Source organism: Stutzerimonas sp. NM35, assembly GCF_054604355.1.
On sequence record NZ_CM137728.1, the window covers coordinates 2,467,294 to 2,489,477 of the forward strand.

The 22,184-nt window shown below is 60.6% G+C and carries 21 protein-coding genes; 3 read left to right on the plus strand and 18 right to left on the minus strand.

The window, feature by feature from the left end; genetic code table 11:
- Nucleotides 1-182 precede the first annotated feature (182 nt).
- Complete coding sequence (gene dnaE / locus ACYCFC_RS11465; RefSeq protein WP_459651681.1) at nt 183-3,704, minus strand: DNA polymerase III subunit alpha; 3,522 nt, start codon at nt 3,702-3,704, stop codon at nt 183-185.
- Nucleotides 3,705-3,866: 162 nt separating this feature from the next.
- Nucleotides 3,867-4,226: a helix-turn-helix domain-containing protein gene (locus ACYCFC_RS11470; RefSeq protein ID WP_181083505.1), complete on the minus strand. Its 360-nt coding sequence runs from the start codon at nt 4,224-4,226 to the stop codon at nt 3,867-3,869.
- A gap of 105 nt (nt 4,227-4,331) precedes the next feature.
- Here ACYCFC_RS11470 and ACYCFC_RS11475 point away from each other — a divergent pair, with 105 nt between their 5' ends.
- Both ACYCFC_RS11475 and ACYCFC_RS11480 read left to right on the plus strand, forming a co-directional pair.
- On the plus strand, nt 4,332-4,745 hold the full coding sequence (locus tag ACYCFC_RS11475) for a hypothetical protein (RefSeq protein ID WP_459654037.1): 414 nt from the start codon (nt 4,332-4,334) through the stop codon (nt 4,743-4,745).
- A complete protein-coding gene (locus ACYCFC_RS11480) occupies nt 4,672-4,839 on the plus strand; it encodes a methyltransferase family protein (protein WP_459653983.1) in 168 nt (55 codons plus the stop codon). The genes ACYCFC_RS11475 and ACYCFC_RS11480 overlap by 74 nt, the downstream gene beginning before the upstream one ends.
- A 498-nt stretch (nt 4,840-5,337) precedes the next feature.
- Here ACYCFC_RS11480 and ACYCFC_RS11485 read toward each other — a convergent pair whose 3' ends face one another.
- The 16 genes from ACYCFC_RS11485 to rpsB all read right to left on the minus strand — a co-directional run bounded on the left by ACYCFC_RS11485 (nt 5,338) and on the right by rpsB (nt 21,061).
- On the minus strand, nt 5,338-6,171 hold the full coding sequence (locus tag ACYCFC_RS11485; protein WP_459651682.1) for an HDOD domain-containing protein: 834 nt from the start codon (nt 6,169-6,171) through the stop codon (nt 5,338-5,340).
- Nucleotides 6,172-6,326: 155 nt separating this feature from the next.
- A complete protein-coding gene (gene rnhB / locus ACYCFC_RS11490) occupies nt 6,327-6,956 on the minus strand; it encodes a ribonuclease HII (RefSeq protein ID WP_459651683.1) in 630 nt (209 codons plus the stop codon).
- Entirely contained in the window at nt 6,956-8,089 is a 1,134-nt protein-coding gene (gene lpxB / locus ACYCFC_RS11495) for a lipid-A-disaccharide synthase (RefSeq protein ID WP_459651684.1), read from the minus strand. Before lpxB ends, rnhB begins: the two co-directional genes overlap by 1 nt.
- 1 nt (nt 8,090) lies before the next feature.
- Nucleotides 8,091-8,867 (minus strand): acyl-ACP--UDP-N-acetylglucosamine O-acyltransferase, encoded by a 777-nt coding sequence (lpxA, locus tag ACYCFC_RS11500; RefSeq protein WP_181083515.1) that lies wholly within the window; start codon nt 8,865-8,867, stop codon nt 8,091-8,093.
- The gene (fabZ, locus tag ACYCFC_RS11505) at nt 8,864-9,304 is read right to left on the minus strand and encodes a 3-hydroxyacyl-ACP dehydratase FabZ (RefSeq protein ID WP_181083517.1); all 441 of its coding nucleotides are present in this window, start codon (nt 9,302-9,304) and stop codon (nt 8,864-8,866) included. Before fabZ ends, lpxA begins: the two co-directional genes overlap by 4 nt.
- A 94-nt stretch (nt 9,305-9,398) precedes the next feature.
- Nucleotides 9,399-10,457: a UDP-3-O-(3-hydroxymyristoyl)glucosamine N-acyltransferase gene (lpxD, locus tag ACYCFC_RS11510; RefSeq protein ID WP_181083519.1), complete on the minus strand. Its 1,059-nt coding sequence runs from the start codon at nt 10,455-10,457 to the stop codon at nt 9,399-9,401.
- Nucleotides 10,457-10,960 carry an OmpH family outer membrane protein gene (locus tag ACYCFC_RS11515; protein ID WP_181083521.1) on the minus strand — a complete coding sequence of 168 codons (504 nt, stop codon included), beginning with the start codon at nt 10,958-10,960 and terminating at the stop codon, nt 10,457-10,459. The genes lpxD and ACYCFC_RS11515 overlap by 1 nt, the downstream gene beginning before the upstream one ends.
- 50 nt (nt 10,961-11,010) lie before the next feature.
- A complete protein-coding gene (bamA, locus tag ACYCFC_RS11520; protein WP_459651685.1) occupies nt 11,011-13,416 on the minus strand; it encodes an outer membrane protein assembly factor BamA in 2,406 nt (801 codons plus the stop codon).
- A 68-nt stretch (nt 13,417-13,484) separates the two neighbouring features.
- Nucleotides 13,485-14,837 carry an RIP metalloprotease RseP gene (rseP, locus tag ACYCFC_RS11525; protein ID WP_459651686.1) on the minus strand — a complete coding sequence of 451 codons (1,353 nt, stop codon included), beginning with the start codon at nt 14,835-14,837 and terminating at the stop codon, nt 13,485-13,487.
- A 72-nt stretch (nt 14,838-14,909) separates the two neighbouring features.
- Entirely contained in the window at nt 14,910-16,100 is a 1,191-nt protein-coding gene (ispC, locus tag ACYCFC_RS11530) for a 1-deoxy-D-xylulose-5-phosphate reductoisomerase (protein ID WP_459651687.1), read from the minus strand.
- Nucleotides 16,097-16,912 (minus strand): phosphatidate cytidylyltransferase, encoded by an 816-nt coding sequence (locus tag ACYCFC_RS11535; RefSeq protein ID WP_459651688.1) that lies wholly within the window; start codon nt 16,910-16,912, stop codon nt 16,097-16,099. The genes ispC and ACYCFC_RS11535 overlap by 4 nt, the downstream gene beginning before the upstream one ends.
- Nucleotides 16,906-17,667, minus strand: coding sequence for a polyprenyl diphosphate synthase (uppS, locus tag ACYCFC_RS11540; RefSeq protein WP_459651689.1), 762 nt, complete (start codon nt 17,665-17,667; stop codon nt 16,906-16,908). Before uppS ends, ACYCFC_RS11535 begins: the two co-directional genes overlap by 7 nt.
- Before the next feature lie 154 nt (nt 17,668-17,821).
- Complete coding sequence (frr, locus tag ACYCFC_RS11545; RefSeq protein ID WP_181083533.1) at nt 17,822-18,379, minus strand: ribosome recycling factor; 558 nt, start codon at nt 18,377-18,379, stop codon at nt 17,822-17,824.
- The gene (pyrH, locus tag ACYCFC_RS11550) at nt 18,376-19,119 is read right to left on the minus strand and encodes a UMP kinase (protein WP_181083535.1); all 744 of its coding nucleotides are present in this window, start codon (nt 19,117-19,119) and stop codon (nt 18,376-18,378) included. The genes frr and pyrH overlap by 4 nt, the downstream gene beginning before the upstream one ends.
- A 205-nt stretch (nt 19,120-19,324) precedes the next feature.
- Entirely contained in the window at nt 19,325-20,194 is an 870-nt protein-coding gene (gene tsf / locus ACYCFC_RS11555; RefSeq protein ID WP_181083537.1) for a translation elongation factor Ts, read from the minus strand.
- Between the two features lie 126 nt (nt 20,195-20,320).
- Nucleotides 20,321-21,061, minus strand: a complete 741-nt coding sequence (rpsB, locus tag ACYCFC_RS11560; RefSeq protein ID WP_181083539.1) for a 30S ribosomal protein S2 — start codon at nt 21,059-21,061, stop codon at nt 20,321-20,323.
- A 331-nt stretch (nt 21,062-21,392) separates the two neighbouring features.
- Between rpsB and map the strand changes: the two genes are divergently transcribed.
- Nucleotides 21,393-22,175: a type I methionyl aminopeptidase gene (gene map / locus ACYCFC_RS11565; RefSeq protein WP_181083541.1), complete on the plus strand. Its 783-nt coding sequence runs from the start codon at nt 21,393-21,395 to the stop codon at nt 22,173-22,175.
- Nucleotides 22,176-22,184: the final 9 nt, after the last annotated feature.

Sequence of the window (22,184 nt, forward strand, 5' to 3'; positions counted from 1 at the left end):
CATCCGTCATGCGTCGTCGGCCTAGGTGGCCGGGAGCTGTTCCGTTTTTTTGCGCCCTACCTTACGGGACGGGCGCTTTCAGGTCGAACAAAAAATGTTCGTAATCGTGACCCGATCGGATCGGGTCTTCGGCAGCGGTCGGTTCATGCGCCCCTTTTCCGGCGCCGACGCGATGCTGGCCGCTATCGGTATTGCAGGAAGACGTTGTCGCGCCCGAACTGGTCACGCAATGCCTGGATCAGGTTGTCAGCCGGGTCGATGCGCCAGCTCTCGCCGAACTGCAGCAGCGCCTTCGCATCGCTGCCGGTGTACTCCAGGGTGATCGGACAGGCGCCGCGATGACGACCGCAGACGTCCGCCAGCCAGCGCACCCGGTCACCCTTGAGCGCATCGCTGGCGACCTTGACACGCAGGCTCTCGGCCAGGCCGGTGCGCGCTTCCTCCAGGCTCAGCACGCGCTTGGCACGCAGACGCAGACCACCGGAGAAGTCGTCGTTGCTGACCTCGCCCTCGACCACCACCAGCGCATCGGTCTGCAACAGCGCCTGGGCCGTATTGAAGGCTTCGGCGAACAGCGAGGCCTCGATGCGCCCGGAGCGGTCGTCCAATGTGATGAAACCCATCTTGTCGCCTTTCTTGTTCTTCATCACCCGCAGGTTGACGATCAACCCCGCGACGGTCTGGGTATCGCGCGCCGGACGCAGGTCGATGATGCGCTGGCGAGCAAAGCGGCGCACCTCGCCTTCGTATTCATCGATCGGATGGCCGGTGAGGTACAGACCCAGGGTGTCCTTCTCGCCCTTGAGGCGCTCCTTGAGCGTCAGCTCGCGGGCCTTGCGATGGTTGGCGTAGACATCCGCCTCGGGCTCGGCGAACAGCCCGCCGAACAGGTCCATGTGGCCGCTTTCCTCGCTGCGCGCGGTCTGTTCCGCCGCCTGGATCGCCTCCTCCATGGCAGACAGCAGCACCGCCCGGTTGCGATCGATACCGGCCTGATAGAGCTTCGGCTCATCGGAAAAATACGGCCCGAGGCGATCCAGCGCGCCGCCACGGATCAAGGCTTCGAGGGTGCGCTTGTTGATGCGCTTGAGATCGACCCGGCTGCAGAAATCGAACAGGTCCTTGAACGGCCCGCCTTCGCTGCGACATTCGGCGATGGCTTCCACCGGCCCTTCACCCACACCCTTGATCGCACCCAGGCCATAGATGATCCGCCCGTCATCGCCGACGGTGAACTTGAATTCGGAGTTGTTCACGTCCGGCGCATCGATGCGCAGCTTCATGCTGCGGCATTCCTCGATCAGCGTGACCACCTTGTCGGTGTTGTGCATGTCCGCCGAAAGCACCGCCGCCATGAACGGCGAGGGGTGGTGCGCCTTGAGCCAGGCCGTCTGGTAGGACACCAGACCATAGGCCGCCGAGTGCGATTTATTGAAGCCGTAACCGGCGAACTTCTCCACCAGATCGAAGATGTTGCCTGCCAGGTCGGCGTCGATACCATTGTTCTTGCAGCCCTCGATGAAACCGCCGCGCTGCTTGGCCATTTCCTCGGGCTTTTTCTTGCCCATGGCGCGACGCAGCATGTCGGCGCCGCCGAGGGTATAGCCGGCCATGACCTGGGCGATCTGCATCACCTGCTCCTGGTACAGGATGATGCCGTAGGTGGGCGCCAGTACCGGCTTGAGACCGTCGTACTGATAGTCAGAGTGCGGATAGGAGATTTCCGCACGACCATGCTTGCGGTTGATGAAGTCGTCGACCATGCCCGACTGCAACGGGCCGGGGCGGAACAGCGCCACCAGGGCGATCAGATCTTCCAGGCAGTCGGGCTTGAGCTTCTTGATCAGCTCCTTCATGCCCCGCGATTCGAGCTGGAACACGGCGGTGGTTTCGGCTTTCTGCAGCAACGAGAAGGTCGGCTTGTCATCCAGAGGAATGAAGTCGATATTCAGCGGCTCCAGGCCTTTCCTGGCCTGTTCGCGGTTGATCGTCTCCATGGCCCACTTGATGATGGTCAGGGTACGCAGGCCGAGAAAGTCGAACTTGACCAGCCCGGCTGACTCGACGTCGTCCTTGTCGAACTGGGTGACCAGGCTGCCGCCCTCTTCATCGCAGGCAATCGGCGCAAAGTCGGTCAGTTTCGTCGGCGCGATCACCACGCCGCCGGCGTGCTTGCCGGTGCCGCGGGTGATGCCTTCGAGCTTGAGCGCCATGTCCCAGATTTCCTTGGCGTCTTCATCGACGGCGAGGAAATCACGCAACGGCTCTTCCATCTCGTAGGCTTTCTCCAGGGTCATGCCCACTTCGAAGGGAATCATCTTCGACAGCCGGTCAGCCAGGCCGTAGGACTTGCCCTGCACCCGCGCCACGTCGCGCACCACCGCCTTGGCCGCCATGGTGCCGAAGGTGATGATCTGGCTGACCGCATTGCGGCCATACTTCTCGGCCACGTAGTCGATGACCCGGTCGCGGCCATCCATGCAGAAGTCGACGTCGAAGTCGGGCATGGAGATCCGTTCGGGATTGAGGAAGCGCTCGAACAGCAGGTCGTAGGCCAGCGGGTCCAGATCGGTGATCTTCTGCACATAGGCCACCAGCGAACCGGCGCCCGAACCACGCCCCGGCCCCACCGGTACGCCGTTGTTCTTGGCCCACTGGATAAAGTCCATGACGATCAGGAAGTAACCCGGAAAGCCCATCTGGATGATGATATCCAGCTCGAAATTCAGCCGGTCGACATAGACCTGCTTCTTCGCCTCGTAGTCGGGCGTATCCTTGGGCAGCAACACTTCCAGGCGCTCTTCGAGGCCGTCGAACGAGACCTTGCGGAAGTAATCATCCATGGTCATGCCGTCCGGCACCGGGAAATCGGGCAGGAAATAAGTACCCAGTTGCACCTCGATGTTGCAGCGTTTGGCGATCTCGACCGTATTTTCCAGCGCCTCGGGCAGGTCGCTGAATAGCTCGTGCATTTCCTCGGGCGTTTTCAGGTACTGCTGATCGGAGTAGTTGCGCGGTCGCCGCGAGTCATCGAGGGTGCGGCTTTCGCCGATGCAGACGCGGGTTTCATGGGCCTCGAAATCATCCTGTTTGAGGAAACGCACGTCATTGGTCGCCACCAGCGGCACGCCGCAGCGCTCGGCCAGCGCCACCGCCGCGTGCAAGTGCTCCTCGTCGTTGACCCGGCTGGTGCGCTGCAACTCCAGATAAAAGCGCTCGGGGAACACCGATTGCCACTCGGCCAGCAGCGCCTCGGCAAGGGATTCTTCACCGTCGAGCAAGGCCAGCCCGATCTCGCCCTCCTTGGCGCCGGACAACGCAATCAGCCCTTCAGCTGCCTGCTTCACCCAGTCGCGCTCGATGATCACCTGGTCATTGCGCTGGCCTTCGGTCCAGCCACGCGAAATCAGCTCGGTAAGGTTGCGATAACCCTGGACATTCATCGCCAGCAGGGTCAGACGAGTCAACGGGCCGTCGCCCTCACGGCTGGCCAGCCAGATATCGGCGCCGCAGATCGGCTTGATCCCCGCCCCCTGCGCTGTCTTGTAGAACTTCACCAGCGAGCACATGTTGCTCATGTCGGTGACCGCCACTGCCGGCATTCCCGCCGCAGCCACCGCCTTGATCAGTGGCTTGACGCGCACCAGCCCATCGACCAGGGAGAATTCGGTGTGCAGACGGAGATGGACGAACGAGACGGGCATGGACGAACCTTGAGCTGGTGAAACGACAGGCCGGGGATTGTACCGGCCCTTGCCGGAAACCACAGCTGCCGCCGGGAACCGAACTGCGATTGCATAGCCGCAGTTGCAGAGACGCCCGTCTCGCCTCAGGTTCGGAGCAGCAATATCAAGGCTTCGAGCGACTTACTGACCGCGCCCAAGCAGGAACTCCCGCTGCCTGCGGGCGATATCGAGAATGAAACTGCGGCTTGCCTCATCAAGCCCCTCGAACAGGCTTTCCATCTGCCGGGCCTGGTCACTGGGCAACGTGGAGCTGCCGCCGACGAGCGCGGCAACCGATACGTCCAGCGCGGCTGCCAGCTCTTCGATCTTCAGCAGCGACGGCAACGCGCTACCTCGCTCCAGTCGCGAGATGGTTTCTGTTTCCACCCCCACGCGCTCAGCCAGCTGGCTCTGAGTCAGGCCCCGCGCCTGCCGATACCCCCGCACCTGTGCTCCAAGCAACTGGGCGATACGAGAAGATCTGTTCTTGGGTTTTGACATGGTTGGCGCCCTGAGGAGTATGCCGTAAATCGTTGCCTATAGACACATTATGTTGAATGAGGTAATTTGCCTTGATACATGTTTTTATGTCTACAACGAGCATAATTGATACGCATGCAGAGACTTATCAAATCCCTCGATACGCTTATCTATGGTTTCGTCGCCCCTTTCGGAGTCCTCTATGTGTTCCCGCGCTTCTTTCTCGGCTTGGAACAGAACCTGGACATCGAACTGCCGCGCATCCTCGCACTGAAATATACCGGGGTCTTGCTGATGAACCTCGGCGGCCTGCTGGCGATTACCTGCGCACTATTCATGCACACCCGCAAAAGCGGCACGATCAGCCCTTTCGTTCGACCGACCGAGCTGGTGCGCCGAGGACCTTATGCATGCCTGGGTGCGACACCCCATGATGTGGGCGGGCAACTTCGTGCTGATCGGACTCATGCTGATATACAGCTCGCCGCTGCTGGCACTCTGGCTGCTGATATGGAGTCGCTTCGCAGCAATTTATATTGACCGCTACGAAGAGCCTTATCTGGTGAGAATCTTCGGTGACGAATATCGTGAATACTGCCGAACGACACCTCGCTGGTGGCCGAAACTCATCTAATAGGCCTCAATGAATACAGACATCTACCTACTGCACAAACAATAGAACATTAGAACGGCATGAAAATCATATTACTTGCAATTAGCTTGTTCCTATTCGGCTGCACCAGCGCACCAGCGCACCAACAAACAACATAAAGAATGAAGTCATACCAACAGGATGGAGCGGAAAGGATTTTGCTATTGAAGAAATAGAGAAAGCAATACTATCCGCATCCCAGAAGCGTGGCTGGAGTTCGCGCATAGTCAGGCCGGGCCTCATAGAAGCCAGAATTTCGGTCCGCACTCATCGCGCGGAGATAAGCATCCCGTACTCAAAAAGCAACTACAGCATTTATTATAAAAGCAGCGAAAAACTTGGCCATCGCAATGAACGAATACACAGAAACTATAACAACTGGGTAACCCGACTATCCCAAACAATTCAGAGAGAGCTTGGTGTCAATGCGCAAAAATTTTAACTCTTACAATACTTAATAAACGGAAAAACAGGCCGACATCAGGCGCAGGCCAGCAGCTGCGCCATGCGAAGGCATTCGTCAGCGCGCTGGGCGTCTTCGCGGGTATGGGTGCCGCCAGTGCATTTTCTCAGCGCCGGAATGTCGAGACCGGCGAAGCGCGCATAACGGCCCTTTTCCACGCCGTAGTGCAGCAGGTTGGCGGCGATCACCAAGTCCACATAGTCGGGCAAGGGCTGCCCGGTTTCACGCAGGATAGACTCATGCCCGCGCGCCATCTGCACCAGCTCCTCGGACACCTTCCACTGGCGCAGCATCATGGCGCCCACATGGGGATGCAGCATCAGCTCGAAATGCAGCCGCTCGATCGGCGTCAGGTTTTCCTGGCGCTGAAGGAAATCACGCAGGGGCAGCTTACCGATGTCGTGCAGCAGCCCGCCAAGGGTGGCCAGCTCGGCATCCAGATGCGGAAACGGGGCGGACAGAGCACGGCAGAGCGCACTGATATGCGAACCGCTGGCAACGAAACCACGTAGGCGCACCTTGTCACCCTGGGTACTCTTCATTGTTTGCAGGATGGCCAATTGGCTGACCAGCAGGCGCACCAGGTCGAAACCCAGGCCGGCGATGGCCTGCTTCAGGGAACTGACGGGAACGCCCCGGCGCATGACCGAGCTACTGGCTACCTTGACCAGACGGGCAGCGAGGGCAGGATCGGTAGCGATTTCGCGCTCCAGTTCACCGAGGGTGCAGTTTTCCTGCAGGGTGATCAAACGAACGCGCAACCCCACCTCGGGCAGCGACGGCAATATCAGCCGGTTGGCTGCGATATCGCTTTGCAACAACGTCAACAGATACTTGGCACGCTCTCTCACTTCAGCCCCTGATTCCCTGGCATAACGTCGCAACGGAATTCTGTCACAGAAGATAGCGACCGACTTTGCCGAGGCGGCTTGCTGCTTTGCTCCAGGAAGGGACTTTCCGCAAAACCCATTCTTTCTCGCGCAACACGCTGCGAGCAGACATGTCTTCAGACCGTGACTTGCTCAGCGCACGCCAGGTTTTCGACCTCCAGCGCCATCCGCACCGGCGCAAAGCTGCGGCGATGAATCGGGGTGGCGCCAAGGCGTTGCAGGGCTTCGAGGTGGGCCGGTGTGGGATAGCCCTTGTGTCCGGCCAGGCCGTAACCGGGATAAACCAGATCGAAGGCCTGCATCTCACGGTCGCGGCTGACCTTGGCCAGGATCGAGGCGGCGGCAATCGCCGGCACTCGACCGTCTCCCTGGATCACAGGTGCACAGGGCACGCCAAGCTGCGGGCATCGGTTGCCGTCGATCAGTGCCAGCTTCGGGGTAATGCTCAGCCCCTCCACAGCACGCTGCATGGCCAGCATGGTGGCGTGGAGAATGTTGAGACGGTCGATTTCGTCCACCTCGGCACGGGCAATGCACCAGGCCAGGGCCTTCTCGCAGATCTCGTCGAACAATACTTCGCGGCGCGCGGCGGTGAGCTTCTTGGAATCGTTGAGGCCCTCAATCGGACGCCTGGGATCGAGGATCACCGCAGCGGTGACGACAGGCCCGCACAGTGGCCCCCGGCCCACCTCATCGACTCCCGCCACCAGTTCCTCGACGAGATTGAAATCCAGCCCCATCTGCATCAGCTTGCCTCGACCAGTTCGAGCACCGCCTGGGCAGCCCGATCCGACGCGTCGCGGCGCAGCGTGCGATGAATGGCGTCAAAGCCTTCGGTTTGCACCTCGCCGTTGCTCAGCAAGGGCGACAGCAATTGCGCCATGGCCTCGGGAGTTGCCGCATCCTGCAACAGCTCGGGCACCAGCAGGCGCTGTGCAAGCAGGTTGGGCAGTGCGACGTAGGGGCTTTTTACCATACGCTTGAGAATGGCGAAGGTCAGCGGCGCAACGCTGTAGGCCACCACCATCGGGCGCTTGTACAGCAGGGCTTCGAGCGTTGCCGTACCGGAAGCGATCAGCACCGCATTGCACGCAGCGAGTGCCTCGTGGGAACGACCATCGAGCAATGTCAGCGGCAGGTCGCGCCCTGCCAGCATCTGCTCAAGCTGCGCCCGACGCTCGGGGCTCGCGCAGGGCATCACGAAATGGATGCCGGGGCGCATCGCCCGCAGGCGGTCAGCCGCATCCAGGAACAGCTCGCCAAGCCGCCCGACCTCGCCACCACGACTGCCCGGCATCAGCGCCACGACCTGGCCTTCCCGGGGCAGGTTGAGCGCATCCCGCGCGGCATCGCGATCAGGCTCCAGCGGGATGGCATCGGCCAGTGGATGGCCAACGAAACATACGGCCACCTGATGCTCGTCGTAGAACTTCGCCTCGAAGGGGAACAGGGTAAGCATCAGGTCGCAGGCGGCGCGAATCTTCAGCACGCGCTTCTGCCGCCAGGCCCACACCGAAGGGCTGACGTAATGCACGGTCTTGATGCCGGAACGTCGCAGTTTGAGGGCCAGATCCAGGTTGAAATCCGGCGCGTCGATACCGATGAATACATCGGGACGCAGCTCGCACAGCGTCTGCACCAGACGCTTGCGACGCATCAGCAGCTCCGGCAGGCGACCGAGCACTTCCACCAGCCCCATCACGGACAGGCGTTCAAGCGGAAAATAGGAAGTGAGGCCCTGAGCCTCCATGCGCGGCCCACCGACGCCGACGAAACGAACATCCGGTCGTTGCGCCCTGAGCGCCTGCATCAGGCCCGCACCGAGGATGTCGCCTGAAGCCTCACCAGCGACCAGCGCCACTACCAGAGGTCTGGACATATCAGCGGGTGATACCACGGCTGGATGCCTGGATCGAATCACGGAACAGCGCCACTTCCGGAAAGATCCCTGCATCGCCGGCCAGCTCGCCAAGCGCCTGCTCGACGGTAAGCCCTTTGCGATAGACGATCTTGTAGGCGTTGCGCAGAGCCGCAATGGTCTCGGCACTGAAACCACGACGACGCATGCCTTCGAAGTTCATGCTGCGCGCCGCTGCCGGGCTGCCGAATACCGTGACGAACGCGGGGACATCCTTGCCGATGGCGGTGCCCATCCCGGAGAAGCTGAAGGCGCCAATATGGCAGTACTGATGCACCAGGGTGTAGCCGGAAAGAATCGCCCAGTCACCGACATGCACGTGGCCGGCGAGCGCTGTGTTGTTGACCAGAATGCAGTGATTGGCGATGACGCTGTCATGACCGATATGCGCATAGGCCATGATCAGGTTGTGATCCCCAATGGTGGTTTCGCTGCGGTCCTGTATGGTGCCCCGGTGAATGGTCACTCCTTCGCGAATCACGTTGTGATCGCCCATCACCAGGCGCGTTGGCTCGCCCTTGTATTTGAGATCGGGGGTGTCCTCGCCTACCGAGGAGAACTGGTAGATACGATTGTGTCGACCGATCCGGGTCGGCCCTTTGATGACCACATGAGACGCGATCACCGTGCCCTCGCCTATCTCGACGTCCGGGCCGATGATCGACCACGGTCCGACCTGAACGTCGTCGGCCAGCCGTGCGGCAGGGTCGACGATGGCGCGAGGGTCAATCAAGCTCATATCTTCTGTTCCGCACAGATGATTTCAGCCGAGCATACAGGTTTGCCATCAACGCTGGCGCGGCAATCGAACTTCCAGATGCCGCGCTTGGCACTGATGAAGGACGCTTCAAGCACAAGCTGATCGCCCGGCACCACGGGCTGGCGAAAACGCAGCTTGTCCGAGCCGACGAAGTAGTAGAGCGTGCCGTCAGCCGGTTTGACGCCCATCATCTTGAAACCGAGCAATCCAGCCGCCTGCGCCATCGCCTCGATGATCAACACGCCCGGCATGATGGGATGTTGCGGAAAGTGCCCATTGAAAAACGGTTCGTTGATGGTGACGTTCTTGTAGGCGCGAACACGCTTGCTTTCCGTATCCAGCTCCACCACCCGATCAACCAGCAGAAAAGGATAGCGGTGCGGAAGGTATTCGCGGATTTCGTTGATGTCCATCATGTGGGGAAATGCCTGTAATGAGTAGGGAAGCAGCACGCCATCACGGCTGTGCAGCCAGTCGCTGAGTGGCTGGCAGGGCAATCAGAGGATAGGATCAGGCATCTGAAGACGAATCCCCGTCCGGGGTCACGGCAGCCAGGCTTTTTTCCACCTGTTGCAGTCGGCGGGCCATCTCGTCGAGATGCCGTATTCTGGCGGCACTCTTGCGCCATTCAGCGGCAGGCTGCATGGCAGTGCCCGATGAATAGCTGCCTGGCTCGGTGATCGAGCGGGTCACCATGGTCATACCGGTGACGAATACGTTGTCACATATCTCGATATGCCCGACGAGCCCGACACCACCCGCCAGCATGCAGTTGCGACCGATCTTGGCGCTTCCCGAAATCCCGGCACAACCGGCTATGGCCGTGTTGTCGCCGATCTGCACGTTGTGCGCGATCATGATCTGGTTATCCAGCTTGACGCCGTTGCCGATAAGCGTGTCGGAAAGCGCCCCACGATCGATCGTGGTGTTGGCGCCGATTTCGACGTCATCGCCGATCCGCACGCCGCCGAGCTGGGCGATCTTCTCCCAGTTGCCCTTTTCGTTGGCGAAGCCGAAACCTTCACCACCGATCACCGCCCCCGGCTGTATCACGACCCGTTCCCCGATGCAGACGTCATGGCAGAGGGTGACGCGCGAAGCCAGACGACCACCCGCGCCCACCCGGCTACGTGCGCCGACGAACGACTGGGCGCCGATCACCACATCCGCGCCAATCCATGCATCCGCCTCGATCACGACCTGAGCGCCGATGCTGGCACTGGGATCGATCTTCGCGCGCGGATCGACGATGGCACTGGGGTGAATGCCGCCCGCTGCCTTTGGCCGCGTCTCGAACAGGTGCGAGATGCGCGCATAGGCAAGATAGGGATTGGCAACGAGCAACGCGGTACCGGGGTAACCTTCGGCATCCTTCGGTGTAAGCAGGACGGCCCCGGCGCGGGTGCTGGCGAGATACTTGCGGTACTGCGCGTTGGCCAGAAAGCTCAGCTGCTGCGGGCCGGCATCCTGCAGCGTAGCCAGCCCCGTCACCGATTGTGCCGCCTCGCCACGCAATGTGGCGCCCAGCTGCTCGGCAAGTTCACCGAGCGTATAGACAGGCCCGTTCATTAGCGCAGCTGATTCATGCGCTCGATGACCTGGCGGGTAATGTCGAGCTGAGGTTTGACATCGACCACCGCGCCACGCTCCAGAACCAGATCGTAGTCGCCTTTCTTGATGACTTCCTCGACGGCCTTGTCCAGCTTCGGCTTGAGCTGCTTGAGCATGTCGCGATCGGCTGCAGCCTTGGATTCATTGAGCTCCTTGGAGAGGAACTGGAAATCACGGGCCTTCTGCTTGAACTCCAGTTCGAGGCGCTCACGCTCGGCCTGCTGCATCTTGTCGCCGTCCTTGCCGAGACGGTCCTGAATGCGCTTGGCATCGTTTTCAAGCCCTTTGAGCTTGTCCAGCTGAGGGCCGAATTTCTTTTCCGCATCGACCGAATAACGCTTGGCGGCGTCGGATTCGAGCAATGCCATCTGGTAGTTCAGCACGGCGATTTTCATATCGGCGAATGCAGGGGCGGCTGCCAGTGCAGCAACAACGAAAAGCAGTTGGGTCAACTTACGCACGGTATATACCACTCTTGAAAGAAAGCCCTGGAGCGAAACGCCCCAGGTCGTTAAAAGGTTTGTCCCAGGGAGAACTGGAAGACTTGGGTATCGGCATCATCCGGCTTGACCACCGGCATCGCCAGGCTGAAGCTCAGCGGGCCCATGGCGGTGATCCAGGTCAGGCCTACGCCGACCGAGCTGGCCATGTCGCCGAAGTCGATATCGCTGCAATTGTTCGAACCGGAGGGGCAGTTGGTGTCGAACACATTACCAACATCCCAGAAGACAGAGGTACGCAGCGACCGCTGGTCCTTGACGAACGGCATCGGGAACAGTACTTCGAGGCCACCCTGGACCAGTACGTTGCCACCGAAGGGCCTTGGGTCCTGGTCATCGGTACAGGTCGGTCGGCCCTTTCTATCGACGCCACACTGGCCTTCACCATTCAATGGAGCTCCAGTGACAGGATCATAAGCCTGGCTCGGCGTACTGCGCGGGCCGAGGCTGCTGTCCTCGAAACCGCGTACCGAGTTGAAGCCGCCGGCATAGTAATGCTCATAGAACGGCAGGCGCGAAGTGGAGCCATAGGCGTCCCCATAACCCAGGCGCGTGTGCATGCGCAGGGTATAGTTCTGAGTCATGGGCACGAACAGCTGACCGTTGTAGTCGAGCTTGTAGAACGACAGGTCGCTGCCCGGAATGGTGGTTTCGAACACCAGGCTCTGCGAATGACCACGGGTTGCCAGCACACCACGGTTCAGGGTCGATTCGGACCAGCCCACCGACGCCTTGAAGTTGAGGAAGCTGTCGCCTTCCTCTTCCATGAAATCGTAGATCTCGTCGACGGTATAACGACCTGTGCCCAGATCGTCCTGCTGCACGGTAAGCCCGAAGGACAGGCGCGAGGTCTCGCTGATCGGATAACCGATATTGATGCCGCCACCCAGACTGTCCACCGAGTAGCTGGACACGTCGTAATCGAGCTCGTCGTAGTCGGTGGTGCGGTAGAAGGCGTTGTAGCCCAGGCTCACGCCATCTTCGGTCCAGTAGGGATCGACGAAGCCGAAGTTGTAGCGCGTCTGGTATTCGCTGCGGTTGAGGCCGATGCTGACGCGGTTGCCGGTGCCGAGGAAGTTGTTCTGGCTGATCGAGCCACCGAGGATCAGACCGGCGTTCTGGGCGAAACCGATACTCGCCATGATCGAGCCGGAGGGCTGCTCCTCGACGCTGTAGTTGACGTCGATCTGGTCGTCGGTCCCTGGTACCTGCGGGGTTTCGACGTTGACTTCCTTGAAGAAGCCCAGACGCTCCAGGCGGGTCTTGGACTGGTCGATCAGATAGGTCGAGGCCCAGCCACCTTCCATCTGGCGCATTTCGCGGCGCAGTACTTCGTCCTCGGTCTTGGTGTTGCCGCGGAAGTTGATGCGGTTGACGTAGGCACGCTTGCCGGGATCGACCATGAAGGTGATCGAGACGGTATTGTCCTGGTCATTGGCTTCGGGGATACCGTTGACGTTGGCGAAGGTGTAACCCTCGTTGCCGAGCCGCCGCGTGATCAGTTCCGAGGTGGTGGTCATGACCTTGCGCGAGAAAACCTGACCTTCCTTCGCCAGTAGCAGCGCCTGCAACTCTTCCTGAGGGACCTTCAGGTCACCGCTCAGTTTGACGTCGCTGACGGTATAGCGGTCGCCTTCGTCGATGTTCACCGTGACGTAGACGTCTTTCTTGTCCGGCGTAATGGATACTTGGGTAGAGGTGATATCCATGTTGATGTAGCCGCGATCCAGATAATAGGAACGCAGGCGCTCAAGATCGCCGGAGAGCTTTTCACGGGCATACTTGTCGTCGTTGCGGAAGAACGACAGCCAGTTGCTGGTCTTCAGCTCGAACAGGTCGGTCAGGTCCTCATCAGCAAAGACCGTGTTGCCCACCACATTGATGTGTTTGATCGAAGCGACCGAGCCTTCGTTGATGGTGATCTTCAACGCGACACGGTTGCGCGGCTGCGGTACGGCTTCGGTTTCGATGGTGGCCGAGTAACGACCCTGGGCCACATACTGGCGCTGCAGCTCGTTGCGCACGCCCTCAAGGGTGGCGCGCTGGAAAATCTCGCCCTCGGCCAGGCCTGACTGCTGCAAACCGGAAAGCAGGTCTTCGGTCTTGATCGCCTTGTTACCCTCGATTTCGATACCGGAGATCGAAGGTCGCTCCACTACGCTGATGACCAGCACATCGCCTTCTCGGCCCAACTCAATGTCTTCGAAGAAACCGGTGCGGAACAACGCACGGGTCGCATCGACCAGGCGACGGTCATCAGCGGCCTGGCCAACGTTCAGCGGCAGGGCACCGAAGACGCTGCCGGCGGAAACCCGCTGCAGGCCGTTGACGCGTATATCGGAGATGGTGAAGGACTCGGCGTGAACTTCGGCAATCATCAGTGCGGAAATCACCGCAGGTAGCAGCAGACGTTTCATGAAGTCCTTTCTTTTCAAACCTGAAAATTGAACCTGCGCAGGGCGCGGCGACATCAAGTTGTAGGCGATTAAAGCCGGCCAATATCATTGACCAACGCAAGCAGCATCACCCCGATAACCAGGCTGATACCAATCTGTACTCCCCAACCCTGGACCCTGTCCGACAGGGGACGTCCACGGACCCACTCGACCAGATAGAAGAGCAGATGCCCGCCATCCAGAACCGGGATAGGCAAAAGATTGAGTACTCCAAGGCTGATGCTCAGGTAGGCGAGGAAGTTTAGAAAGTCACCCAGGCCGGACTGTGCAGAAGCGCCCGCCACTTTAGCAATGGTTATCGGGCCGCTCAAGTTTTTTACCGAGAGCTCGCCAAAGAGCATTTTCTTCAAGGAATCGAGGGTCAGAAGGCTCATCGCCCAGGTCCGCCGAAGCCCCTCGCCAATGGCTTCCAGAGGCCCGTAACTGATGGTGCGCAGCATGTCGTCCGGCCATTCTCCGGCGGCAACACCGGCCCCCAGGTAGCCGCGCAAATCCTCACCTTCGCCACGTGTCGCCAGGGTCAGGGGCAGTTCCAGACGCCGCCCTTCACGCTCCACTTCCAGCTGCGCGGACTTGCCGGGCAGCAACCGGACCCGGTCGATGACCTCCTGCCATTCCTGCAGCGGCTCGCCATCGAGACTGATCAGTCGATCCCCCAGACGCACGCCGGCAGCCTGCGCAGGACCTTCGGGGTCCAGCTGTGCGACCACCGGGGCGATGGCCGGTCGCCAGGGACGGATGCCCAGCGAGCCGATCGGGTCGGGCTCTTCGGCGCCTCTCAGCCAGTCGTTCAGCTCCAGCCGTATGGACTGTTCCTGAGTGCTGCCAAGGCTGCGCACACGCATGTCCAGCGAACCGCTCTCGCCCAGCCGGCGGATCAGTTGCAGGTTGACCTCGGCCCAGCCGGAGGTGGGCTTGCCGTTGACCTCGATGATCTCCTGTCCCGATACCAAACCAGCACGTTCGGCAAGGCTGCCCGCCTCAACGGCGCCCACTACCGGCCGGATCTGCTCGCTGCCGAGCAGCGCCAGCGCCCAGAAAAACACCAGCGCAAGCAGGAAGTTGGCCAGCGGCCCGGCAGAGACGATGGCGAAGCGCTGCTTCACCGTCTTGCGATTGAAGGTCTGATCGAGCAGTGCGGGCGGCACATCGCCCTCGCGCTCGTCGAGCATCTTCACATAACCGCCGAGCGGGATGGCCGCGATGACGAACTCGGTGCCCTGGCGATCGTGCCAGCGCACCAGGGGCCGCCCGAAGCCTACCGAGAAGCGCAGCACCTTGACGCCACAACGCCGCGCGACCCAGAAATGCCCGTATTCGTGAAAGGTGACCAGTACACCCAGAGCAACCAGGGTGCCGGCAAGCATGTACAGCGCGCTCATAAATTCCTCTGCCTCGAAAGGCCGTTCTGCAGCGATGGGGCTCGCCCGCTCCGCCGGTCCAAGACCGACCCGCTAGCGATTGCGCCCCTCAAGCCAGTGCGACGCCAGCCTGCGCGCCTGCGCATCGGCGCCCAGGACATCACCGAGGCAGTGCACCGCAACCGCCGCCTCACGATTCAGCACGTCTTCGATGATACTCGCGATTTCAGTGAAGCGAATCCGTCCATCAAGGAAGGCATCGACGGCCACCTCGTTGGCGGCATTGAGCATCGCCGGCGCCGTCCCGCCATTGTGCGCTGCCTGACGCGCCATGCGCAGACAGGGAAAGCGCCGCTCATCCGGCGCATGGAAATCCAGCCGACCAATGCGCACCAGATCCAGCGCGGATACGCCAGAGTCGATGCGCTCCGGCCAGGCCAGCGCATGGGCAATCGGCGTGCGCATGTCGGGATTGCCCAACTGCGCCAGCACCGAGCCGTCGACATAATCGACCATCGAGTGGATGACGCTCTGGGGATGGATCACCACCTCGACCTGATCCGGGCGCGCATCGAACAGCCAGCACGCCTCGATCAGCTCCAGGCCCTTGTTCATCATGCTCGCCGAATCCACCGAAATCTTGCGCCCCATGGACCAGTTGGGATGCGTGCAGGCCTGCTCGACAGTCACGTCAACCAACTGCTCCAGCGGCCACTCGCGAAACGGCCCACCGGACGCGGTGAGCAATATGCGCCTGACGCCGACGCCCGCAAGGCCCTGGGCATAATCACCGGGCAGGCACTGGAAAATCGCATTGTGTTCGCTGTCGATGGGCAGCAGCACCGCCTTGCTCTGGCGCAGCGCCTGCATGAACAGCGCGCCGGACATGACCAGGGCTTCCTTGTTCGCCAGCAATACGCGCTTGTCGGCCTGCACCGCCGACAGGGTCGGACGCAAACCCGCCGCACCGACGATGGCCGCCATCACCACATCGGTTTCGGGATGGGCCGCCACTTCGCTCAACCCACCCTCACCCACCAGCACACGGGTCTGCAGGTCATCGCCGATCAACTGATCCTGCAACAGCCGCGCCTGATCGCTGTTCGCCACCACCGCGTAACGCGGACGATGCAGGCGACACAACTCGCGCAACTCAGCAATGCGATTGAAGGCCGTCAGGGCGAAAGCCTGATAGCGCCCCGGATGACGCGCGATCACGTCCAGCGTGCTCAGACCGATCGAACCCGTCGCGCCGAGCACCGTTATCTGCAAGGGCTCAGTCACCAGGCACCCCAGCCGGCGAGCCACAGCAGAACGGCAAATACGGGCACGGCTGCGGTCAGGCTATCGATACGATCCATGACGCCGCCGTGGCCCGGCAGCAGTTGACTGCTGTCCTTGATCCCCGCACTGCGCTTGAACATGCTTTCGGTCAGGTCACCCACCACCGATATCAGTACCACCACTGTCGTCCCCAGCAGCGCCAGCACCAGCTCACGTGCGGACCAGCCGCGATAGAGGCCGACCCCGAGCGTAACCAGCAGGCTGGTCAGCAGACCGCCCACCAGCCCTTCCCAGCTCTTGCCGGGACTGACCTGTGGCGCCAGCTTGCGCCGCCCGAAACGCTTGCCGGAAAAATAGGCACCGATATCGGCGACCCAGACCAGCACCATGACGGCAACGATAAGCCAGTTGCCTTGCGGCCACTGCTTGAGCACAACCAGCGCCTGCCAGGCCGGCAGCAGGATCAGCAGGCCGATCACCAGGCTGCCTGTCCGGCCACGCCAGTGGCGCTGGCTGTCCGGGTAATTCAGCACCAGTGCCGTCGCCGCCAGCCACCAGAGCACGCTGGCGGCCAGCAGCCAGGGCGCCAGTGCCGGAAGCTGGTAGAGCACGGCCAGCAGCGCGACCACGAACAGCGCATAAGCCACCCGCGCTGGCTGACCGACATGCCCGGCCAGCCTTGCCCACTCCCAGGCGCCGAGGCTCACCACCACACCGATGAACAGGGCGAAGGCGAGCCCTTCGAGCAGGAAAAAGCCGATCAGCGCGATCGGCAGGAGAATCGCAGCGGTGATGATGCGTTGCTTCAACATTCTGCACGAACCTCTGTTTCGAGCTGATCGCCGGTTCTGCCGAAGCGCCGCTGCCGCCTGGCGAAATCAGCCAGTGCGGTGCGCATTGCTTCGTGCTTGAAATCCGGCCAGAACAGGTCGGAGAAATAGAGTTCGGCGTAAGCCATCTGCCACAGCAGAAAATTGCTGATGCGCCGCTCGCCACCCGTGCGGATGCATAAATCCGGCAGCGGCATATCGCCGGTGGCCAGGTAGCTCTGGAAAAGCGATGCGGTGATCGCGTCGGCATCAAGCTGGCCCGACCGAACCTCGCGTGCCATGCGCTGCGTAGCCTGGAGAATGTCCCACTGCCCGCCATAGTTGGCCGCCACCTGAAGCACGAAGCGGTCATTGCCAGCCGTCATCGCCTCGGCCTCGGCCATCGCCATCTGTAATTCGTGATGGAAACGCGTGCGGTCGCCAATGATGCGCAGACTGATACCGTTTTCATTGAGCTTGCGCGCTTCGCGGCGCAGGGCCGACAGAAACAGCTCCATCAGCGCGCCCACTTCATCAGCCGGTCTTTGCCAGTTCTCGCTGGAAAAGGCGAACAGGGTCAGGACTTCGACGCCCTCCTCGGCACATACCTCGATGACCGCCCGCACCGCATCGACGCCCGCCTTGTGCCCGGCCACGCCAGGCAGGAGACGCCGCTTTGCCCAGCGATTGTTGCCATCCATGATAATTGCGACATGACGGGGTACATTCCGCCCGGCAATCGGCCTGACCTTTTCCATGAAACGACTACCTGCGCTCAATCACGCTGCAAACAATAGGAGAAACAACCAGCGGAATTCCGGGGATACGACTCATCAGCCCCACGCATGCCAGTCCGATGCGGCCTGGCATGCTGTACAAGCGAGCAGTACGAAGGGTGCCGACACGGCTCGGTCAAACCGCCATCAAGTCGTTTTCCTTGTTTTCCAGCGCCTTGTCGATTTCCGTAACGTACTTGTCGGTGAGCTTTTGAACGTCATCCTGGCCACGACGTTCCTCGTCTTCGCTGATTTCCTTTTCCTTCACCAGATCCTTGAGCTGGGCAATGGCGTCACGACGGATGTTGCGCACCGCGACACGGGCATTCTCGGCCTCGCTACGCGCCTGCTTGGTGAAGCCCTTGCGCGTTTCCTCGGTCAGCGCCGGCATCGGTACGCGGATGGTGGTGCCGGCAGTGGCCGGGTTCAGGCCCAGGTCGGAGGTCATGATGGCTTTTTCCACCGCCTGGATCATGCTCTTGTCGAAGATGGTCAGAGCCAGGGTGCGCGAATCCTCGACGGTGACGTTGGCAACCTGACGCAGCGGTGTATCGCTGCCGTAGTAGGACACCATCACGCCATCGAGAATGCTCGGATGCGCGCGGCCAGTGCGGATCTTGGCGAAGGCGCCTGCCAGCGACTCCAGGGTTTTCTTCATGCGCTCCTGCGCATCTTGCTTGATCTCGTTGATCATTGATTCGGCTCCTCGATCAGGGTTCCTTCGGCACCGCCAAGCACGATATTGAGCAGGGCGCCGGGTTTGTTCATGTTGAATACCCGCAGCGGCATCTCGTGGTCGCGACACAGGCAGATGGCGGTCAGGTCCATCACGCCGAGCTTGCGGTCGAGCACGTCATCATAAGTCAGTTGCTCGAACTTCTCGGCATTAGGATCCTTGAAAGGGTCGGCGGTGTAGACACCATCGACCTTGGTGGCCTTGAGCACGACGTCGGCATGGATCTCGATAGCGCGCAGGCATGCCGCCGAATCGGTGGTGAAGAAGGGGTTGCCGGTCCCGGCGGAGAAAATCACCACCTCACCGGTCTTCAGATGACGCATCGCCTTGCGACGGTCGTAATGATCGGTCACGCCGACCATGGAAATGGCGGACATCACCAGCGCAGGAATATTCGAGCGCTCCAGGGCATCGCGCATGGCCAGGGCGTTCATTACGGTCGCCAGCATGCCCATGTGATCGCCGGTGACCCGATCCATCCCGGCAGCCGACAGCGCCGCGCCACGGAACAGGTTGCCACCACCAATGACCAGCCCCACCTCAACGCCGATGCCGACCAGTTGCCCAACTTCCAGAGCCATGCGATCGAGCACTTTGGGATCGATGCCGAAATCTTCCGAACCCATCAGGGCTTCGCCACTCAATTTGAGCAGAATGCGTTTGTAGCGTGGGTTGCGTGCACTCATCTGCTGAGCCATTGGCGTTGTTTCTCCTGCGGCGTTATGACCAGGTTGCATGTCGGTTCGGGCCACACAACCAGAAATATCTGCGCTATGACAGCGCGACTGCGTTTTGGTGCCAAGCGGTAACTATACAGGGACAAATAACCATTTCTTTATCCCAGTTCGACAAAGAGGCCGCGCGCGTGAGCGGGCAGCCTCTTCGAGGGACAGCAGGGAGCTGTTACTGCTTGGTCGCGGCGACCTGAGCGGCCACTTCGGCAGCGAAGTCGACCTCGGCACGCTCGATGCCTTCGCCCACTTCGTAACGCACGAAGGAAACGATTTCGGCGCCGGCTTTCTTCACCAGCTCACCGACCTTGACTTCCGGGTCCATGATGAAGGCCTGCTCGACCAGGCTGGCTTCGGCGAGGAACTTGTTGATGCGGCCCTTGACCATGTTCTCGACGATGTTTTCCGGCTTGCCGGCGATCTTCTCGGCGTTCAGCTGCAGGAAGATTTCCTTTTCCTTGGCAATCAGCTCTTCGGACACCTGATCCGGGCTGACTACGGCCGGGTTGCTGGCGGCGACGTGCATGGCAACATGCTTGGCCAGCTCTTCGCTACCACCCTTGAGCACCACCAGGACACCGATGCGGTGACCATGCAGGTAGGCACCCACGGTTTCGCCGGCAACGGCGGTCAGGCGACGAATGTTGACGTTCTCGCCGCACTTGGCGACCAGCGCTTCGCGATTGCTTTCCTGAGCGGCGATCAGCGGAGCGGCATCAGTCAGGTTTTCGGCGAAAGCCTGCTCGACGCTGTTGTTGACGAAATTCTTGAAGTCTTCCTGCAGGGCCAGGAAATCGGTCTGGGAGTTGACTTCGATGATCACGGCACGCGAGTTGTCATCGGCGACCTTGATCGCGATGGAACCTTCGGCGGCAATGTTGCCGGCTTTCTTGGCTGCCTTGATGGCACCCGCAGCACGCATGTCGTCGATGGCTTTTTCGATATCACCACCAGCAGCGGTGAGTGCCTTTTTGCAATCCATCATGCCTTGGCCGGTACGCTCGCGCAGTTCTTTAACCAGGGCTGCAGTAATCTCTGCCATGTTCGCAAATCCTCTCGATTCGTTATCGATCATCGCCCTTCACCAGAGCGATCAAATTCGGAAGTGGCAAAAAGGGGGCATAGCCCCCTTCTTGTTCACCGGGTTCAACTAGGCGGTACTGCTCACTCAGCCTTGAGCGGCCTCAGGGGCGGCTTCTTCGACGAATTCGTCAGCACCACCGGCGCCATTCTGACGGCCACGCACTACGGCGTCGGCCATTGCGCCGAGGTAGAGTTGCACGGCGCGGATGGCATCATCGTTACCGGGGATGATGTAATCGACGCCTTCCGGGCTGCTGTTGGTATCGACGATGCCGATGACCGGGATGCCCAGCTTGTTGGCTTCGGAGATGGCAATGCGCTCGTGATCGACGTCAACGACGAACATGGCGTCCGGCAGACCACCCATGTCCTTGATGCCGCCCAGGCTGCGATCCAGTTTTTCCAGATCGCGGGTGCGCATCAGTGCTTCTTTCTTGGTCAGCTTGTCGAAAGTGCCGTCCTGGGACTGGGCTTCCAGCTCACGCAGGCGCTTGATCGAGGCGCGGATGGTCTTGTAGTTGGTCAGCATGCCGCCCAACCAGCGATGATCGACATACGGCGAGCCGCAACGAGCAGCCTCTTCGCGAACGATCTTGCCAGCGGAACGCTTGGTGCCGACGAACAGAATCTTGTTCTTGCCTGCGGCCAGCTTCTCGACGAACTGCAGTGCGTCGTTGAACATCGGCAGGGTTTTTTCAAGATTGATGATATGAATCTTGTTGCGCGCACCGAAGATGAACTTGTTCATTTTCGGGTTCCAGTAACGGGTCTGGTGGCCGAAGTGCACACCGGCCTTCAGCATGTCGCGCATGGTGACTTGAGTCATTGATACTTCCTCGGATAAAACGGGTTAGGCCTCCACGCGCCCCGATATCCAACTCTTTCGAGCACCCAGGATACCGTGTCGACACGTGTGTGGGGTCAGGCGCAACGGGCTGTCCCGTCGAGCGGCGCGTTTTATAGCATAGAAAGCAGCTACAAGCTACAAGCTACAAGCTACAAGCTACAAGCTGGAGGCTGGACGAAAATGCCGAACCTGGATCACTTGTCGTTCAGCCTCCAGCCTTCCAGCGCTTTTGTCGGCTCTGCGCCTATTTGGTTTATCATTCGAACTTTCCTTTTTTCGCCGGGCTTCCCGGCACCCTCTGAGGTTTTGCATGACTGTCACCATCAAGACGCCTGAAGATATCGAGAAGATGCGCATTGCCGGCCGCCTGGCGGCCGAAGTGCTGGAAATGATCGGTGAACATGTGAAGCCGGGCGTCACCACCGAAGAGCTGGATCGACTCTGCCACGAGCATATCGTCAATGTGCAGCAGGCCATTCCGGCGCCGCTCAACTACAAGGGCTACCCGAAGTCGATCTGCACCTCGATCAATCACGTGGTCTGCCATGGCATTCCCAACGACAAGCCACTGAAGGATGGCGACATCCTCAATATCGACATCACCGTGATCAAGGACGGCTATCACGGCGACACCAGCAAGATGTTCATCGTCGGCAAAGCCCCCGAATGGGCCGAGCGCCTGTGCAGGGTGACCCAGGAGTGCCTCTATAAAGGTATCGAACTCGTGCGCCCCGGCGCGCGCCTCGGCGATATCGGCGAAGTGATCCAGAAGCACGCCGAGAAGAACGGCTTCTCCGTGGTGCGCGAATACTGCGGTCATGGCATCGGCAAGGTGTTCCACGAGGAGCCGCAGGTGCTGCATTACGGACGTGCCGGCACCGGCCTGGAGCTGAAGGAAGGCATGACTTTCACCATCGAACCGATGATCAACCAGGGCCGCTCGGAAACCCGCCTGCTGGGCGACGGCTGGACGGCCATCACCAAGGACCGCAAGCTGTCCGCGCAATGGGAGCACACGCTGGTGGTCACCGCCGATGGCTACGAAATCTTCACCCTGCGCAGCGATGACACCATAGCCCGCACCCGCCCCTGAATACTGCTT

Excerpts from the sequence above, each read along its gene's own strand:
- uppS (WP_459651689.1), bottom strand. The coding sequence starts at position 17,667 with ATGGAAAAGGTCAGGCCGATTGCCGGGCGGAATGTACCCCGTCATGTC.
- lpxB (WP_459651684.1), bottom strand. The coding sequence starts at position 8,089 with ATGTCCAGACCTCTGGTAGTGGCGCTGGTCGCTGGTGAGGCTTCAGGC.
- lpxA (WP_181083515.1), bottom strand. The coding sequence starts at position 8,867 with ATGAGCTTGATTGACCCTCGCGCCATCGTCGACCCTGCCGCACGGCTG.
- fabZ (WP_181083517.1), bottom strand. The coding sequence starts at position 9,304 with ATGATGGACATCAACGAAATCCGCGAATACCTTCCGCACCGCTATCCT.
- tsf (WP_181083537.1), bottom strand. The coding sequence starts at position 20,194 with ATGGCAGAGATTACTGCAGCCCTGGTTAAAGAACTGCGCGAGCGTACC.
- map (WP_181083541.1), top strand. The coding sequence starts at position 21,393 with ATGACTGTCACCATCAAGACGCCTGAAGATATCGAGAAGATGCGCATT.
- rseP (WP_459651686.1), bottom strand. The coding sequence starts at position 14,837 with ATGAGCGCGCTGTACATGCTTGCCGGCACCCTGGTTGCTCTGGGTGTA.
- pyrH (WP_181083535.1), bottom strand. The coding sequence starts at position 19,119 with ATGGCTCAGCAGATGAGTGCACGCAACCCACGCTACAAACGCATTCTG.
- lpxD (WP_181083519.1), bottom strand. The coding sequence starts at position 10,457 with ATGAACGGGCCTGTCTATACGCTCGGTGAACTTGCCGAGCAGCTGGGC.
- rpsB (WP_181083539.1), bottom strand. The coding sequence starts at position 21,061 with ATGACTCAAGTCACCATGCGCGACATGCTGAAGGCCGGTGTGCACTTC.
- ACYCFC_RS11535 (WP_459651688.1), bottom strand. The coding sequence starts at position 16,912 with ATGTTGAAGCAACGCATCATCACCGCTGCGATTCTCCTGCCGATCGCG.
- rnhB (WP_459651683.1), bottom strand. The coding sequence starts at position 6,956 with ATGCAGATGGGGCTGGATTTCAATCTCGTCGAGGAACTGGTGGCGGGA.
- dnaE (WP_459651681.1), bottom strand. The coding sequence starts at position 3,704 with ATGCCCGTCTCGTTCGTCCATCTCCGTCTGCACACCGAATTCTCCCTG.
- ACYCFC_RS11470 (WP_181083505.1), bottom strand. The coding sequence starts at position 4,226 with ATGTCAAAACCCAAGAACAGATCTTCTCGTATCGCCCAGTTGCTTGGA.
- bamA (WP_459651685.1), bottom strand. The coding sequence starts at position 13,416 with ATGAAACGTCTGCTGCTACCTGCGGTGATTTCCGCACTGATGATTGCC.
- frr (WP_181083533.1), bottom strand. The coding sequence starts at position 18,379 with ATGATCAACGAGATCAAGCAAGATGCGCAGGAGCGCATGAAGAAAACC.
- ACYCFC_RS11480 (WP_459653983.1), top strand. The coding sequence starts at position 4,672 with ATGCTGATATACAGCTCGCCGCTGCTGGCACTCTGGCTGCTGATATGG.